General features: G+C 68.5%; 13 protein-coding genes and 1 pseudogene. 7 read left to right on the forward strand and 7 right to left on the reverse strand.

Annotation, left to right across the window (positions count from 1 at the left end; translation table 11 throughout):
• The first annotated feature begins 34 nt into the window (after nt 1-34).
• The 4 genes from C1706_RS05605 (at nt 35) to C1706_RS05620 (ending at nt 2,887) form a co-directional block, all read left to right on the forward strand.
• The gene (locus tag C1706_RS05605) at nt 35-547 is read left to right on the forward strand and encodes a hypothetical protein (RefSeq protein WP_129458243.1); all 513 of its coding nucleotides are present in this window, start codon (nt 35-37) and stop codon (nt 545-547) included.
• Nucleotides 548-564: 17 nt separating this feature from the next.
• On the forward strand, nt 565-939 hold the full coding sequence (locus tag C1706_RS05610) for a hypothetical protein (RefSeq protein WP_129458244.1): 375 nt from the start codon (nt 565-567) through the stop codon (nt 937-939).
• A 52-nt stretch (nt 940-991) separates the two neighbouring features.
• Nucleotides 992-2,002: an aldo/keto reductase family protein gene (locus C1706_RS05615; protein ID WP_129458245.1), complete on the forward strand. Its 1,011-nt coding sequence runs from the start codon at nt 992-994 to the stop codon at nt 2,000-2,002.
• A gap of 96 nt (nt 2,003-2,098) precedes the next feature.
• Nucleotides 2,099-2,887: a membrane lipoprotein lipid attachment site-containing protein gene (locus C1706_RS05620; protein WP_164987445.1), complete on the forward strand. Its 789-nt coding sequence runs from the start codon at nt 2,099-2,101 to the stop codon at nt 2,885-2,887.
• Between the two features lie 45 nt (nt 2,888-2,932).
• On the opposite strand, the gene C1706_RS05625 is transcribed toward C1706_RS05620, so the two are convergent.
• Both C1706_RS05625 and C1706_RS05630 read right to left on the reverse strand, forming a co-directional pair.
• Nucleotides 2,933-4,306: an NAD(P)/FAD-dependent oxidoreductase gene (locus tag C1706_RS05625; RefSeq protein WP_129458247.1), complete on the reverse strand. Its 1,374-nt coding sequence runs from the start codon at nt 4,304-4,306 to the stop codon at nt 2,933-2,935.
• Between the two features lie 133 nt (nt 4,307-4,439).
• Nucleotides 4,440-5,807, reverse strand: a pseudogene (locus tag C1706_RS05630) (anaerobic C4-dicarboxylate transporter family protein).
• Here C1706_RS05630 and C1706_RS13985 point away from each other — a divergent pair.
• Nucleotides 5,736-5,900 carry a hypothetical protein gene (locus tag C1706_RS13985; RefSeq protein WP_164987446.1) on the forward strand — a complete coding sequence of 55 codons (165 nt, stop codon included), beginning with the start codon at nt 5,736-5,738 and terminating at the stop codon, nt 5,898-5,900. The pseudogene C1706_RS05630 and the gene C1706_RS13985 sit on opposite strands and share 72 nt — an antisense overlap.
• 266 nt (nt 5,901-6,166) lie before the next feature.
• Here the strand turns inward: C1706_RS13985 and cysK are convergent, their stop codons facing one another.
• From cysK to C1706_RS05645, 3 genes are all read right to left on the reverse strand, one after another.
• The gene (cysK, locus tag C1706_RS05635; RefSeq protein WP_129458248.1) at nt 6,167-7,102 is read right to left on the reverse strand and encodes a cysteine synthase A; all 936 of its coding nucleotides are present in this window, start codon (nt 7,100-7,102) and stop codon (nt 6,167-6,169) included.
• Between the two features lie 357 nt (nt 7,103-7,459).
• Nucleotides 7,460-8,308: a sugar phosphate isomerase/epimerase family protein gene (locus C1706_RS05640; protein ID WP_129458414.1), complete on the reverse strand. Its 849-nt coding sequence runs from the start codon at nt 8,306-8,308 to the stop codon at nt 7,460-7,462.
• A gap of 31 nt (nt 8,309-8,339) precedes the next feature.
• Complete coding sequence (locus C1706_RS05645; protein ID WP_129458249.1) at nt 8,340-9,506, reverse strand: Gfo/Idh/MocA family protein; 1,167 nt, start codon at nt 9,504-9,506, stop codon at nt 8,340-8,342.
• Between the two features lie 129 nt (nt 9,507-9,635).
• On the opposite strand from C1706_RS05645, the gene C1706_RS05650 reads away from it, so the two are divergent.
• Complete coding sequence (locus C1706_RS05650; RefSeq protein WP_241653460.1) at nt 9,636-10,424, forward strand: maleylpyruvate isomerase N-terminal domain-containing protein; 789 nt, start codon at nt 9,636-9,638, stop codon at nt 10,422-10,424.
• Nucleotides 10,425-10,445: 21 nt separating this feature from the next.
• On the opposite strand, the gene C1706_RS05655 is transcribed toward C1706_RS05650, so the two are convergent.
• Nucleotides 10,446-11,474: a Gfo/Idh/MocA family protein gene (locus C1706_RS05655; RefSeq protein WP_129458251.1), complete on the reverse strand. Its 1,029-nt coding sequence runs from the start codon at nt 11,472-11,474 to the stop codon at nt 10,446-10,448.
• A 92-nt stretch (nt 11,475-11,566) separates the two neighbouring features.
• On the reverse strand, nt 11,567-12,823 hold the full coding sequence (locus C1706_RS05660) for a glycosyltransferase 87 family protein (RefSeq protein WP_164987447.1): 1,257 nt from the start codon (nt 12,821-12,823) through the stop codon (nt 11,567-11,569).
• A 234-nt stretch (nt 12,824-13,057) separates the two neighbouring features.
• Between C1706_RS05660 and cysE the strand changes: the two genes are divergently transcribed.
• Nucleotides 13,058-13,900, forward strand: coding sequence for a serine O-acetyltransferase (gene cysE, locus C1706_RS14775; protein ID WP_129458253.1), 843 nt, complete (start codon nt 13,058-13,060; stop codon nt 13,898-13,900).
• The last annotated feature ends 16 nt before the right edge of the window (nt 13,901-13,916 follow it).

Here is a 13,916-nt window from a genome sequence, read left to right on the forward strand (position 1 = left end):
GAACCTTCTCCACCCCCAACGAACGGAGGCCGCGGTGAGACTCGCAGCCCGCCTTGTCGTGATTCCCTTGTTGACGGTCGCCCTGTTCCTCACCGGCTGCACCCTCACCGATCCCGGATGGACGAAGGTCGACGCAGGCCAACTCTCACTCGAACGCCCCGCCGGTTGGCGGAGCATCGCTTCTGCCGACGCGGCCTGGCCGCTGGCCTTCACCGGCGACGGCATGGAGATGCGCATCGCCCCGCAGTTCAGCGAGGATCCGCTCGCCGCGGCCGCCTATGACCGGCTCGACCTGCCCGCCAGGGTTGGGCTGAGCGGCTACGCCCCCAGCGGTGCCAAGACGTTCGAGGTTCCCGGCGCCGACACCGCCGTGCGCAGCGACTTCACCTACACCGACGCGGGCACTCCGCGTCACGGCATCTGGATCATCGCGGGCCAGTACCCCTTTCCCCGCACGTCCGCCGTCGCGATCACCGGGGAACGGCTCGATGACACCATCGTCCAGCGCATCCTGAGCAGCCTCCGTTACACCAAGCAAAACTCCTGACCCCCCGGGGAGGATCAATGCAGCGCCCGCCATCCACCGCCCCCACCGTCCGTGCCGTGCTCCTCGGTGCCCTCCTGGCCGCCGGGGCGGCCGTGGCCGTCCAGCAGTGGACGCTTCCGGTAGCCCCCATCTCGGTCGCGGTCGGGGCCGCCATCGGGGGCGCCGCGCTCGGCTACGTGGGCGCTGTGAGCGGCTGGCGCGGGACCTGGCTGCCATCCCTCATCACGGGGGTGGTCGCGACGCTGGCGTGCATGGCGGTGATGGCACGCACCGGCGTCGCCGTCCTACGCCCCGACTACGCCGTGAGCTGGCTGCTCAGCGTTCTCGCCGGAACCGCGATCGCGATCCCGCTCACCCGGCTGGGCGGCAAGCTGCGCGCCGAGGACGGCTGACGTCCGCCACGACGGGGCAGAATGGGGGTCCGACCACGAGAAAGGCATGCTCATGAAGTTCCGTTACCTGGGCGACTCCGGGATGAAGATCTCCGAGGTCATCTACGGCAACTGGCTCACCCACGGATCGCAGGTCGAGAACGACGCCGCCAAGGCGTGCGTCCGGGCCGCCCTCGACGCGGGAATCTCCAGCTTCGACACCGCCGACGTCTACGCCAACACGGCGGCGGAAACCGTCCTCGGCGAAGCGCTGGACGGGCAGCGCCGCGAAAGCCTGGAGATCTTCACCAAGGTGTACTGGCCCGTCGGCCCCCGCGGGCATAACGACGTCGGGCTGTCGCGCAAGCACATCCTGGAGTCGATCAACGGCTCCCTGAAGCGTCTCAGGACCGACTACGTCGACCTGTACCAGGCGCACCGCTTCGACACCGAGACGCCGCTGGAGGAGACCATGCAGGCCTTCGCCGACGTGGTGCGCTCAGGCAAGGCGCTCTACATCGGCGTCAGCGAGTGGACGGCCGACCAGCTTCGCGCCGGGCACGCCATGGCGAAGGATCTGGGCTTCCAGCTCATCTCCAACCAGCCCCAGTATTCGGCACTGTGGCGCGTCATCGAGGGCGAGGTGGTCCCGGCGTCGCGTGAACTCGGCATCAGCCAGATCGTGTGGTCTCCTGTGGCCCAGGGCGTCCTGACCGGGAAGTACCTGCCCGGGCAGCCGGCCCCGGCGGGCTCGCGCGCCACCGACGAGAAGGGCGGGGCGAACATGATCTCCCGGTTCATGACCGACGAGGTGCTGACCCGCGTGCAGAAGCTGCGGCCCATCGCCGACGACCTGGGCATCACGATGGCTCAGCTCGCCGTCGCCTGGGTTCTCGCCAACGACAACGTCGCGGGAGCGATCATCGGCGCTTCGCGGCCCGAGCAGGTCGTGGACAACGCTCGCGCCGTCGACGTCACCTTGGACGCGGCGACCCTGGCCGCGATCGACGAGGCACTGGGGGATGCTGTCCAGGCGGATCCCTCTCTCACGCAGGCGAACGCTCCCGCTGTTCGCCCCGCCTGAGTTCCAGGCACCGAGGGGTGCTCTGTGGCTGCGGTCACGGGGCACCCCGCAGTGCGGGCACAATGGGCTCGCAGACTTATGTGAGGAGACGTGACCGTGAAGCGGATCGTGTTGGTCGCTGTCACCGCGGTGGCGCTGAGCGGCTGTGCCGCCTCGGGCCCCATCGCCACCCCGTCCGTCCCGGTGCCGACGCCGACCACCCCGAGCGCGACTCCGACGACGGCCCGTCCCACGGCCACCGCGAAGCACACGGCCACGACGAAGCCTGTCCCGAGCCGGACGCCCCCCGCGAAGACGCTGGCCCCCGAGAGCACTGAGGGCGTGATCGCCGGGGCCATCGGTCAGGTCCCGGCGGGGTTCTCGCTGCCTGACGAGCAGCGTCCCGCCGCCGATGAGACGACGGCCTTCGAAACGACGCCGTGGCGCCTGGCCTGCGTCAACGACGCCGGGATCACGACGACGGCGCTCGACAAGCTGACCGCGACCCGGATCAAGGCGTCCAGCGGCCCCGAACACGTCGAAGGTAACGGCCTGCTGGTGTTCGCCGACGCGTCCGCCGCGCAGTCCTTCCTCGATCAGGCCACCGCCGGCTATGCGGCGTGCCCGGCGCAAGCCCCCGTGGACAACGGGTTCCGGCCGTCGCAAAGGTCGCAGGCGGTGCCCTCCCTGGGTGAGCAGGCGGTCCAGGTCGGCTCCTGGTGGGAATACCAAAGCAAGGACGCCTGGCTTCCGGCACCCGGAGCGGACCTCACCTATCTCGCCCGCAAGGGCCGCTTTGTCGCGTTGACCTATGAGGGCGACGAGTCCGTGGGAGACCCGACCTCCAACGCCGACCTGAACAGCCGCGCCCAGGCCCGGATCCAGCAGATTCTCGCCCAAGTGTGACCCGCCCGGGGCGCTCCCGGACGGGCCGTGGCGTCTCGGCTGAGCTCAGGCCGTGGTGCGCGGTTCGGAGGTACCGCCCTTTTCGCCGCGCAGGAGCTTGCCGGTGACCTTCTGGCCCAGCGACTCCAGCGCGAGGCGTCCCACCATCTGCTGATTGGTGGACACGCGCTCGGTGCGTCCGGTGCCCAGGAAACTGATGAACCAGTGCAGGAGCGTGGTGATGCGGCTCTTGAAGCCTGCGATGTAGAGCAGGTGCAGGAACAGCCAGGCCACCCACGCCAGGAACCCGGTGAACTCGATCTTGCCGATCTTCACCACCGCGGAGAACTTCGAGATGGTCGCCATGGAGCCCTTGTCGAAGTAGGAGAACGGCTCCTCAGGGACGGGTCGACCCGCTGACGCCAACGCGATGCGGTGGGCGACGTACTTGGCTTCCTGGATCGCGCCTTGCGCTACACCGGGGACGCCGGGGACGAAAGCGAGGTCGCCGATGACCGAGATTTCCGGGTGCTTCGGGAGGGTCAGGTCGGGGTTCACGATCACGCGTCCGGCCCGGTCGAGCTCGCAGCCGGTCTGTTCGGCCAGGAGGGCGCCGAGTTCGCTGCCCCGCACACCAGCGGCCCACACTTTGCAGCGGGAGCCGACCGTGACGGGTTGCTCCGCGCCTTGGGGCTGATAGGTCACGGCGTCGGCGGTCACGTCGGTGACGATGGCGTTCAAGACGACTTCGACGCCCTTGCGTTCCAGCGAGCGTTGCGTCGCGGCGCCCAGCTTCGGGCCGAATGCGCCCAGCACCTGGTGGCTGCCGTCGATGAGCACGACGCGTGCGTCCTGCGGGTCGATGGTGCGGAACTGCCCCACGAGCGTGGTGCTGGCCAGTTCGCGGATCTGTCCGGCCATCTCGACGCCGGTCGGTCCGGCGCCCACGACCACGAAGGTGAGCAGGCGTGCCCGCTCGGCCGGATCCGGTTCGACCTCAGCCATTTCGAACGCCCAGAAGATGCGGGCGCGTAGTTCGAGCGCGTCGTCGATGGTCTTCATGCCGGGCGCGAACGTCTCGAACTCGTCGTGCCCGAAGTAGGACTGCCCGGCACCGGCGGCCACGATCAGCCGGTCGTAGGGAGTCTGCTTCTCCTCGTCGTGGAAGCGCTGCGTGAGGATCCGGTTCGCGGTGTCGACGCCCGTCACCAGGCCCGTCTCGACGCGGGCGTTGGATTGCCGCTTGAGGATGTCGCGGGTGGCGGGGGCGATGGAGCCCTCCGACAAGATGCCGGTAGCGACCTGGTACAGCAACGGCTGGAACAGGTGATTGGGCGTCTTGCTGATGAGCGTGACGTCGACATCGCTGCGACGCAGCCCTTTAGCGGCGAACAGGCCGCCAAAGCCTGACCCGATGATGACGACTCGTTTTGTAGCCACGAAAGCCCCTCTCTCCAGGAGCCTCCATTCTGCTTGACCACTCAACCAGGCCACCCTGGCTCTCAGTCCTCGGCCACGGACGCGCGTGTGGCCCCGGGCTTGAGCCCGGACCCGGGGCCACACGCAGGGGGTGTCAGTGGATCACGAGTTCACCCAGGCCGAACCCGAAGGCCACCGCGAGGGCGATCATGATCACCCCCGGCAGGAGGAAGGAGTGATTGAACACGTACTTCCCGATCTTGGTTGAGCCCGTATCGTCCATCGCCACCGCGGCGATGAGGGTCGGGTAGGTCGGCAGGATGAACAGCGCCGACACCGCGGCGAAGCTGGCCACCATCGAGACCGGTGCCATGCCCAGCGCGAACGCGATCGGCATGATCGCCTTGGCGGTCGCCGCCTGGGAGTACAGCAGCGCCGCAGCGAAGAACGCGACCACGGCAAGCAGCCACGGGTGAGCGGTGAGGATCCCGCCCGCGAGCGCCTCGATCTGACCCATGTGCCCCTTGACGAACACGGTGCCCAACCAGGCGACGCCCAGCACGCACACCGCCGCCGACATGCCAGCCCGGAAGGTCGGCATGAGGACGACCTCGTTGGCGTCCACCTTGCAGGTGACGAGGATCAGCACCGCCACCGACAGCATGATCCCGATGATCGCCGAGTTGCGGTCGATGGCCGGGTTGCGGATCAGGCCCACGCTTTCCGAGATCGCCGTGGCGTAGAGCATCACGATGACGACGGCCCCCACGAACAAGGCAACGGATCGGCGGGCGCCCGGTTTGATGACGCGCTCCTGCGTCCCCCGCAAGGACACCTCCCCGGCAGCGAGTCGCCGCTGGTACTCCTCGTCTTGGTCCAGGGGCTTACCGAAGTGGTTGGCCAGCAGCGAGGTGACGATGACGGCGAGCAACGAGGAGGGGATCCACACGGCCAGCAGTTCGAGATAGCCGATGCCGTAGCGGGCCTCCATCTCCCCCGACATGTAGATGACGGCCGCCGAGACCGGGGAGGCGGTGATCGCGATCTAGGAGGCGATGACGGCCACCGACAGCGGACGCGACGGACGCACCCCGCCTTCCTTGGCGACCTCCGCGATCACGGGCAGCGTCGAGAAGGCCGTGTGCCCGGTGCCCGCCATCAGCGTCATGGCGTAGGTGATGAGCGGTGCGTACAAGGTGACGCGCTTGGGGTTCTTGCGCAGCATCTTCTCGGCCCAAGAAACCAGGTAGTCCATGCCGCCGGCGGCCTGCATGGCACCGATGGCCGAGATGACGGCCATGATGATCCCGATGACGTCGAAGGGGATGTACTCCGACCATTTGGTGGGCAGCCCCAGGGCCCCCAGCCCCAGGACGCCCAGTCCCCCGGCGACTGCCTCCGGGCATCCGGAACAGCCCTCACGGCTGAGGAACTGAGCGAACGGGTCGGGTTGGCCCGGGTCAGCGCCCGCCGCTATGCCGACTATCTGGTGGACGTCGGGCAGGCCGTTCGAGAGCCGCAGCGCACTGGGCAGGCGGGACGCCCGTTGCTGCGTTACCGCTGGTACACCGAGGACCCGTCCGCGAGCCGAGGGACTCCGCCGACGGCATCCTGACCCTCGCTCGGGAGCGAGCGGCGACGGGGAGACCTCTTCCCTCCCAGCCGTGACGCTGTTATGATTTGCCAGGCGCTGGCAACGACGACCTAGTCGGTCCTACCAGCACCGCTCCCGCCTGGGTGACCCGTGAAGCGTCCCCACCCCCAAACCCCAGCATCGGCCTCCGCGTCTGCAGACGCGGAGGCCGATGTGTCGTGTGGAACAGCCGTGGCCGGGGGCGGAGATCGCACCGGGTTGGGGCCCGATCACCGCCGCCGATGGACTCAGTCGAGCAGGTCGGCGTACAGCACGCTGGAGAGGTAGCGCTCACCGAAGGACGGGATGATCACCACGATGGTCTTGCCCGCGTTCTCCGGCTTCGCGGCCAGTTCACCCGCAGCGGCCAAGGCGGCACCCGAGGAGATCCCCACGAGCAGACCCTCTTCGCGCGCCGCGCGACGAGCCCAGTCGATGGCGGTGTCGGAGGCCACGGGGATGACCTCATCGATCACGGAGCGATCCAGGATCTTCGGGATGAAGTTCGCGCCGATGCCCTGGATCTTGTGCGGGCCAGGCTGGCCACCGGACAGGATGGGGGACTCGGCGGGCTCCACGGCCACGATCTTCACCTCGGGCTTGCGCTCCTTGAGCACCTGGCCCACACCGGAGATGGTGCCGCCGGTGCCGACGCCTGCCACGACGATGTCAACGCCACCATCGGTGTCGGCCCAGATCTCCTCCGCGGTCGTCTTGCGGTGAATCTCCACGTTGGCGGGGTTCTCGAACTGGCGCGCCAGGATCGCGCCCGGGGTGGAGGCGGCGATCTCCTCCGCCTTGCTGACCGCGCCGCGCATGCCCTCCGAACCGGGGGTCAGCACGAGTTCGGCACCGAACGCGCGCAGCAGGGCGCGGCGCTCCTTCGACATGGTCTCCGGCATCGCCAAGATCACCTTGTAGCCACGGGCCGCACCCACGAACGCGAGCGCGATGCCGGTGTTGCCGGAGGTGCCCTCAACGATCGTGCCGCCCGGCTTCAACTCGCCGGAGGCCTCCGCCGCGTCCACAATCGCGACACCGATGCGGTCCTTAACCGAGTTGGCCGGGTTGTAGAACTCCAGCTTGGCCACGACGTTGGCCTGGGAGTCGCCATAGAGGCGGTTGATGCGCACCAGCGGGGTGCGTCCGATGAGGGTGGTGGCGTTGTCGAAAATAGCTGCCATGGCGGTGGATTCCTTCTGAATGGTGTGGGTTTGGTCGTGCTCGAACACAATCCCGACAACACATCCGCGGACGCCCTGTGAGTTCGACGACCGCGGCACGTTCGGGCTGAACGGGCGGTCAGGCAGGTGTTGTCAGGCCTGGTGGCGACAACACCGACACATCAGCGGGAAAACGGCGCTCACGGCGTCGGCACCCGATGCGTTGGTCATGCCCAGAAACTAGCACACCGCCCAAGGACCATGGCGCGGCGTCGGGGGCTGGACTGGCGCGCCCGCACTGCACCAGCACGCGGCGGCGCCAACGCGCAGGAGGGGCGCCGGCTTCACAGCCGAACGCCCCTCCCACCGCTGATGTCTTTAGTAGCCAATCGAAGCCAGGTAGGCGCGCGAGTCGGCGATGCAATCGAACGGATCACGTCCGTAAGTGTCGTCTTGTTCGATGAAGAAGAAGTCGGCACCCGCCTTCTCCGCCGCCGGCAGCAACGCTGGCCAGTTCATGTTGCCCTGACCGACCTCGGCGAACTCCACGATGTCCTTGAACATGCGGTCGAAGGTGACGCGGTCGCCCGCGTCCAGGGCGTCAATCGCCTCCTGCGGCAGGGGCTTCACCCGGAAGTCCTTGACGTGGATGATCCGGCATACGCCCGTGTACTGCTCGAGCATGTCGAGGGGGGCCATGCCGCCTCGCTGCACCCAGTGCAGGTCCACCTCGAACCCGACGCTGGGCGCCACGCGACGGACGATGTCGAAGATCCGCTCCCCGTCGAACTGCGCCAGGTCCACGTGGTGGTTGTGGTAGCACAGCGTGATGCCCTCGGCGGCGAGCCGTTGGGCGGCCGCCTCGCATTCGGCAGCCCACGATTCGCAGGCCGCCTTGGACGACATGGCTGCCAGCGGCAGCATGCCGATCCGCACGTAAGTCGTGCCGAGGCGGCGACAGTCGGAGACGATCTTGTCGAAGTGCTCCTCGAGGTTGTCGCCCGTCGCGGTCGGTCCCGGCTTCAGCGCGACCGACAGCGCCCCCACGGTCATCCCCAGTTCGGCGATGGCGCGCTCCAGGTCGGCGGTGTTCTCCTCCGACATCGGGATCTGGCTCACCTCCACCGCATTGATGTTCATGTCCTTGATCCGCTGCAAGACCGCGAACATGCCCTGCTCCGCAACCTGGTCCTTCAGCATCATCATCATCACGCCCAGTTCGGCCATGGTGTTCATCCCCTCCGGTTATCTCTGGCGTTCAGGAGCGGGTCTCGTAGAGGCCCTCGGCGACGATGCGCTTGTTCAGTTCCTCGAGGTAGGCCTCCTCGTCGAAGTTCTCGATGGAGACTTCGCGGCCCAGCCATGCCGAGAGGTACATCGCGTCGGCGAGGCGGACGCCGTGGATCCCGTCCCCACCCGGTGCCAGCAGCGGCTCGGTGCCCTGCACGGCGGCGGCGAAGTTACGCAGAACCTCGATGTGCTGCTGCCCCCACACCGAGCCGTAGTCCTTGGTCTCGGACGTCATGAGGGATTCGCGATCCAGTTCGCCACGGAACAGCGTGCGCACGGTTTCGATATCCATGTTGCGCGACAGGGTCTCCTCGTCCTCGACCAGGCGCGTGATCGTCACCTTGGAGGACTCGTCCACGACGATCTTGCCCTTGTCGCAGAGGATCTCCAGGCGATCAGTGCCGACGAGGTCATGGGTGGCGGTCATGAAGGAACCGGTCGCCCCGTCGCCGAAGTCGACGAGGGCATTGACCTCGTCCTCGACGGCGATGTCGCGCCGGAAGCCGAACGACAGCTTGGCGAAGACCGACTTCGGGACGCCGCACAGCCACTGCCACAAGTCGAGTTGGTGAGGTGCCTGGTTAACCAGGACGCCGCCGCCCTCGCCGCCCCACGTGGCGCGCCAGGAGGACTGGGCGTAGTAGGGCTGGGGACGCCACCAGTTGGTGATGATCCACGACGTGTGGCGCAGCGCGCCCAGTTCGCCGGAGTCGAGCAGCGCCTTGAGATCCTTGTAGAGGGGGTTGGTGCGCTGGTTGAAGAACACGCCGAAGGTGAGTTCGGGGTGCTCGGCGGCAACGTCGATCAGCTCACGGGCCTGCTTGGTGTACACGCCGACCGGCTTCTCCACGAGGGTGTGGACGCCGTGCTCCAGCGCGTAGATGCCCATCTCGGGGTGGAGGTAGTGCGGGACGGTGGTCACGACGGCGTCCACGTCGCCGGAGGTGATGAGCTCTTGGTAATCGGTGTAGAACGGCACGCCCAGCTTCTCTGCGGCCTCGCGCTTGCTCTCGTCGATGTCGGCGATGGCGCCGATCCTCATGTTCGGCACCTTGCCCTCGGAGAGGAACGTGGCGTACATGCCGCCTTCGGTGCCCAACCCGATGATGCCCAGACGGACCTGATCCGTTGCCATGGAATGCTCCCTTGCTCGTCCTGGTGATGCCACTCTAGAAAAGGGCGCCCAACCGATGACACCGAGTTGCAGGATTCCCGCCCGGTTGGCTTCTCACCAGGGGCAACGCCGTGGCAACATTGCGCCGTGATGGATTTCGCCTCAGTCATCGCCGTCGAATCGCGTCGATTCGCCGCAACGCTGCGGGGGGTGGCCCCCACGGCCCCCGTACCGACCTGCCCCGAGTGGTCCGCTGCCGACCTGGCCTGGCACCTCACCGAGGTCCACGGCTTCTGGGCTCGCGTCCTGACCTCGGGTGCGCTGACCGACGAGGACGCCGAGGCGCTGGAAGCCTCTGCTCCCGCACGCCCTGACGATCCCACCGAGATCTGGCCGGTGTTCGAGCGCGAAACCCGCGCCCTTCTCGACGCGCTGGCGCTCCGCGACGACACCGAAGCGGCCTGGTTTTGGCTGCCCACCGCCTGCACCGTGGGGTCGACGCGACGCATGCAAGCCCACGAGGCCACCGTCCATCGCCTGGACGCCGAAGCAGCGGCCGACGTCACCTCGGCTCCCGTGGACGCCGAGGTGGCCGCCGACGCGGTGAGCCACGCCATCGAGGTGATGTGGGCCTGGTGGGGCACCAATCCCGGGTTCCTTTTCGTGCCCACCACAGGCCCGGTGGCTCTCACCGCGCTCGACGTGGACCGGGTGTGGCACGTCCAGCCGGGCCGCTGGCGCGGCGTCGGCTCCTCCGGCACCTCCTACGACATGCCCGGCGTCCGGCTCACCGAGGAAGCCCCGGCCGTCGCGCAGGTGACGGCAACCGCCGACGCGCTCATGCGCTGGCTGTGGGGCCGCGGGCCTGAACCGGCCACCTCGGGGGACGCCGCAGCCGTGGCCGCGCTCCGCGAGGCGCGCGACCAGGGCATGCAGTAACGCGTCGCTGCGGCGTCCGGCTCAGTCGAGTGTCGCCGCCCCGGGCCCCGCGCTGCCCGCGAGCGCCGAGGACTGATAGGTCTGCTTGAGCATGCGCAACGCCGGCATGGCTTCGGCAGGGCCGATCCAGAACGGTTCTGGGTCATCGACGCGGGCGTAGAAGTCGCGGATGAACAGTTCGTGGGAGACGCCCCAGTACACGCGCCCGCCCGAGGCGGCCCGGCGCTCCTCGAACTGGTCGACCCGGCCGTCCTTCCAGGCGACGGTCAGCCCGTCGCGCACGGTGACATAGGCGTTCTCGCAGTCCAGTTCGAGTTCGACGGGGCGGTTCTGCGGCGCGGTCAGCGTCCCGTAGAACGACGTCTGGACGCCGCTGGCGTGCGTGAACAGAATCTCGGCGGTGTCCTCGACCTCCGTGACGTCAGCGAACTTGTGGGCGGCGACCCGTCCGTCGACCCCGGTCACCTCGCCGAGCATCCACTGCACCAGATCGAGGGTGTGGATGGCCTGGTTGATGAGCAGCCCGCCCCCGGCGTGCTCCTGGCTGGCCCGCCACGGCTTGGCCCGGTAGTAGTCGGCCGTCCGCGTCCACACCACCGACGCGTAGGCGCCGTGAATCTCGCCGAGTTCGCCCGAGTCGAGCAGGCGTCGCAGTTCGACGGAGCTGACGTTGTAGCGGTTTTGGAAGCAGATCCCGACCTTGACGCCCGCGGGCAGGTCGGCGTCCACGAGGCGTTGCGCGTCGGCGAGGTGCGCGGCCAGGGGCTTTTCCTGGATGACGTGGACGCCCAGGCGGGCCGCCTCCAGGGTGGCGCTGATGTGCTGATCGTGCGGGGTCGTGATGTGCACCACGTCGGGCTGAACGGCATCGACGAGTTCTGTGACTGTCGCGAACGCCGGGACGCCCAGGTCGGCTGTCGCTGCGGCACGGCGCGCTGGATCGATGTCGACGGCTCCGACGAGATCAACCCCCTCGATGGCGTCGATAGCTTCCCGGTGGACCGTCGCGACATCGCCCCAGCCCACGATCGCTGCCCGCTTCACTGACATCTCGGCTCCTGCTTCTGGTTCAGGCCCGCGTGCGGGCTTCGGTGACCGCGGCCCGGCGCGCAGCGTCTGCGACGCGGGTGGCACCCGTCACTCTAGGCGCGAATGCCCAGTTGCCAGGGGCGCTTGCGCTGGTTGCCACCGGTCACGACCCAGGCAGCCACACCACTGGCCACCGTCAAGACGACCAGCCCGATGTTGCGCGCAGCCAGGACGACGAGCGCCGCAGGAGTGGCGCCCGTGATCATCAGCAGCGCGTCGTAGGCGACGGGATAGATGACGGTGGTGAGGACGCACAGCAGGGCGAGTAAGACAAGGGTCGCCAGCGCTGGACGCCAGGGAGGGGCGTCCCCGCCGTCCCGGGACGCCTGCCCGACCAGGACGGCCGCGGACGGCGCCAGCCACAGGAGGTATTGCGGGCTCAGCGCCGGGGAAGTGACGATGAACGCGCCGATCAGCGTGAGGCTGATCCAGCCCAGCGGACGCGTGGGCGTCCCGGCGCGCAGCCAACGCAGCACCAGCACGACGCAGGCGACCACGGCGATCACCGCAGCGATCCGCGCCGCCAACAGGGCCTCGGGGACGCCCGGACCGCCGATCTCGTAGGCGTGGAACTCGCTGTAGAAGATGTGGGTCCCCTGACGCCTCCCCCAGCGCCACATCGCGTCCAGCGCCGCAACCGCCTCGATCTGCAGGCCGCGATCCCCCTGATACGTGAGCGGTGAGAGTAGACGCTCCCAGCCCCCTGCGGTGACGCTCAGGACGACGAGCACGATCCCCGAGACGGCCAGCGACACGAAGGCACGCAGCCGCGCCCGGCCCGCGAACAGGAGAGGCGCCACGATGATCGGCCACACTTTCAAGGCCGTGCCCACGGCGATCGCCACCCCCGCACGCCCGCCACGGCGCTGCACCACCAGCACCAAGGCGACCCCCGCAGCGGCGGCTGGCAGCATGTCCAGCCGCAGGAGCGGGAGCCCGCCCAGGGCTGTCGTGAGCATGACCCAACTCAGGACGGCGATCGGGCCGAGCGTCCGGCCCAGCACGACGGCGAACACGGCGTCCGCGAGCGTCGTGATGAGCATGATGGCACCCCGGTAGGAGGTGGGGTCGTCGGCGCCGAGCAGGTAGGGCGCCAGCAGCAGCCAAGCGGCGGGGGTCGGGTATTCGGGCATGGCCTGGGACAGCGTCATCGCCCAGGAGCCCGCGTGTGGCGATGCCAGCGCGGCGGCGGCGTCCCTGGCGGCGAGGAAGTAGTAGTAGGTGTCGCTGTACTCACCAACCCGGAAGACCCACCACCAACTAGACAGCGCCTTCATGCCGACCCAGGCGGCCACCACGAAGGCCACCATGCCCCCCTGCCACGGAGCCGGTCCGTCAGGCTCACTGTCGCGTGAGGAGGCGTGAGGGGACTCCGACTGCGCGTGGCGGCTCGGGGCATCCGCCCGACCAGCACTCTCCATGCGCGATGGTGACGACACCCCAGCATCATCCCAGACGGCGGGGACACCGGTAGCCGCATGAGGGCCCGGCAACTACCCTGGGGGCCGCAGGAGGCGGTGTCGCCACGGCGAAAGGGCCACAACATGACGGATTTCGTCCAGGACGCGGACATCTGGCCGACCCTCCGCGAGGAGGCGCAGCGCGACGCCGAGCAGGAACCCTGCCTGGCGGGGTTCCTCTACGAGTCCGTCCTGCGTCATCCCACGCTCATCGACGCCCTAGGTGGGCTGCTGTCACACAAGCTGGCGAGCGAGACGATGTCGTCGATGACGCTGCTGGCCCTCGCGCAAGAGGCGTTCTGCCGGGAGCCGCAGATCGAGGGGGCGGTGATCGCGGATCTGCAGGCGATCATCCACCGCGACCCCGCCACCCGCGGGTACTCCCAACCGCTGCTGTACGCGAAGGGCTTTCACGCCGTCCAGGCGTACCGGATCGCTCACCACTTCTGGATCACCGAGCGGCACGCGCTCGCGCTATTCCTGCAAAGCCGGATCTCGGAGGTGTTCGCCGTCGATATCCACCCGGGCGCGCGCATCGGGCGCGGGGTCATGTTCGACCACGCCACCTCGGTCGTCATCGGCGAGACGGCCGTCGTCGAGGACGACTTCTCCATGCTGCACGAGGTCACCCTCGGCGGAACCGGCAAGGTGGGCGGGGATCGCCACCCCAAGGTCAAGCGTGGCGTCATGATCGGCGCAGGCGCCAAAGTGCTGGGCAACATCACGGTCGGGGAGGGCGCCAAGATCGGTGCGGGATCGGTCGTGCTGGAGGACGTCCCCGCGCACGCCACGGTCGCGGGCGTCCCGGCCAAGCTGGTGTCCTTCCCCGCGGAGTCCTTCCCGGCGCTGGAGATGGACCAGCGCTTCGAGTGCGGGGCGATCATCGAGAGCGCGACCCTCACGATCACCGAACATCCGGGGAACTAGGCCGGGTTCGTGGACG

The sequence above is a fragment of the Propioniciclava flava genome, from assembly GCF_004126535.1.
GTDB classification, from domain to species: Bacteria; Actinomycetota; Actinomycetes; order Propionibacteriales; family Propionibacteriaceae; genus Propioniciclava; species Propioniciclava flava.

What these genes read in the sequence shown, in the direction of transcription:
- C1706_RS05645 (WP_129458249.1), bottom strand. Translation starts at nt 9,506, where the DNA reads ATGGCAACGGATCAGGTCCGTCTGGGCATCATCGGGTTGGGCACCGAA.
- cysK (WP_129458248.1), bottom strand. Translation starts at nt 7,102, where the DNA reads ATGGCAGCTATTTTCGACAACGCCACCACCCTCATCGGACGCACCCCG.
- C1706_RS05650 (WP_241653460.1), top strand. Translation starts at nt 9,636, where the DNA reads ATGGATTTCGCCTCAGTCATCGCCGTCGAATCGCGTCGATTCGCCGCA.
- C1706_RS05615 (WP_129458245.1), top strand. Translation starts at nt 992, where the DNA reads ATGAAGTTCCGTTACCTGGGCGACTCCGGGATGAAGATCTCCGAGGTC.
- C1706_RS05640 (WP_129458414.1), bottom strand. Translation starts at nt 8,308, where the DNA reads ATGGCCGAACTGGGCGTGATGATGATGATGCTGAAGGACCAGGTTGCG.
- C1706_RS05660 (WP_164987447.1), bottom strand. Translation starts at nt 12,823, where the DNA reads ATGGTGGCCTTCGTGGTGGCCGCCTGGGTCGGCATGAAGGCGCTGTCT.
- C1706_RS05655 (WP_129458251.1), bottom strand. Translation starts at nt 11,474, where the DNA reads ATGTCAGTGAAGCGGGCAGCGATCGTGGGCTGGGGCGATGTCGCGACG.
- cysE (WP_129458253.1), top strand. Translation starts at nt 13,058, where the DNA reads ATGACGGATTTCGTCCAGGACGCGGACATCTGGCCGACCCTCCGCGAG.
- C1706_RS05610 (WP_129458244.1), top strand. Translation starts at nt 565, where the DNA reads ATGCAGCGCCCGCCATCCACCGCCCCCACCGTCCGTGCCGTGCTCCTC.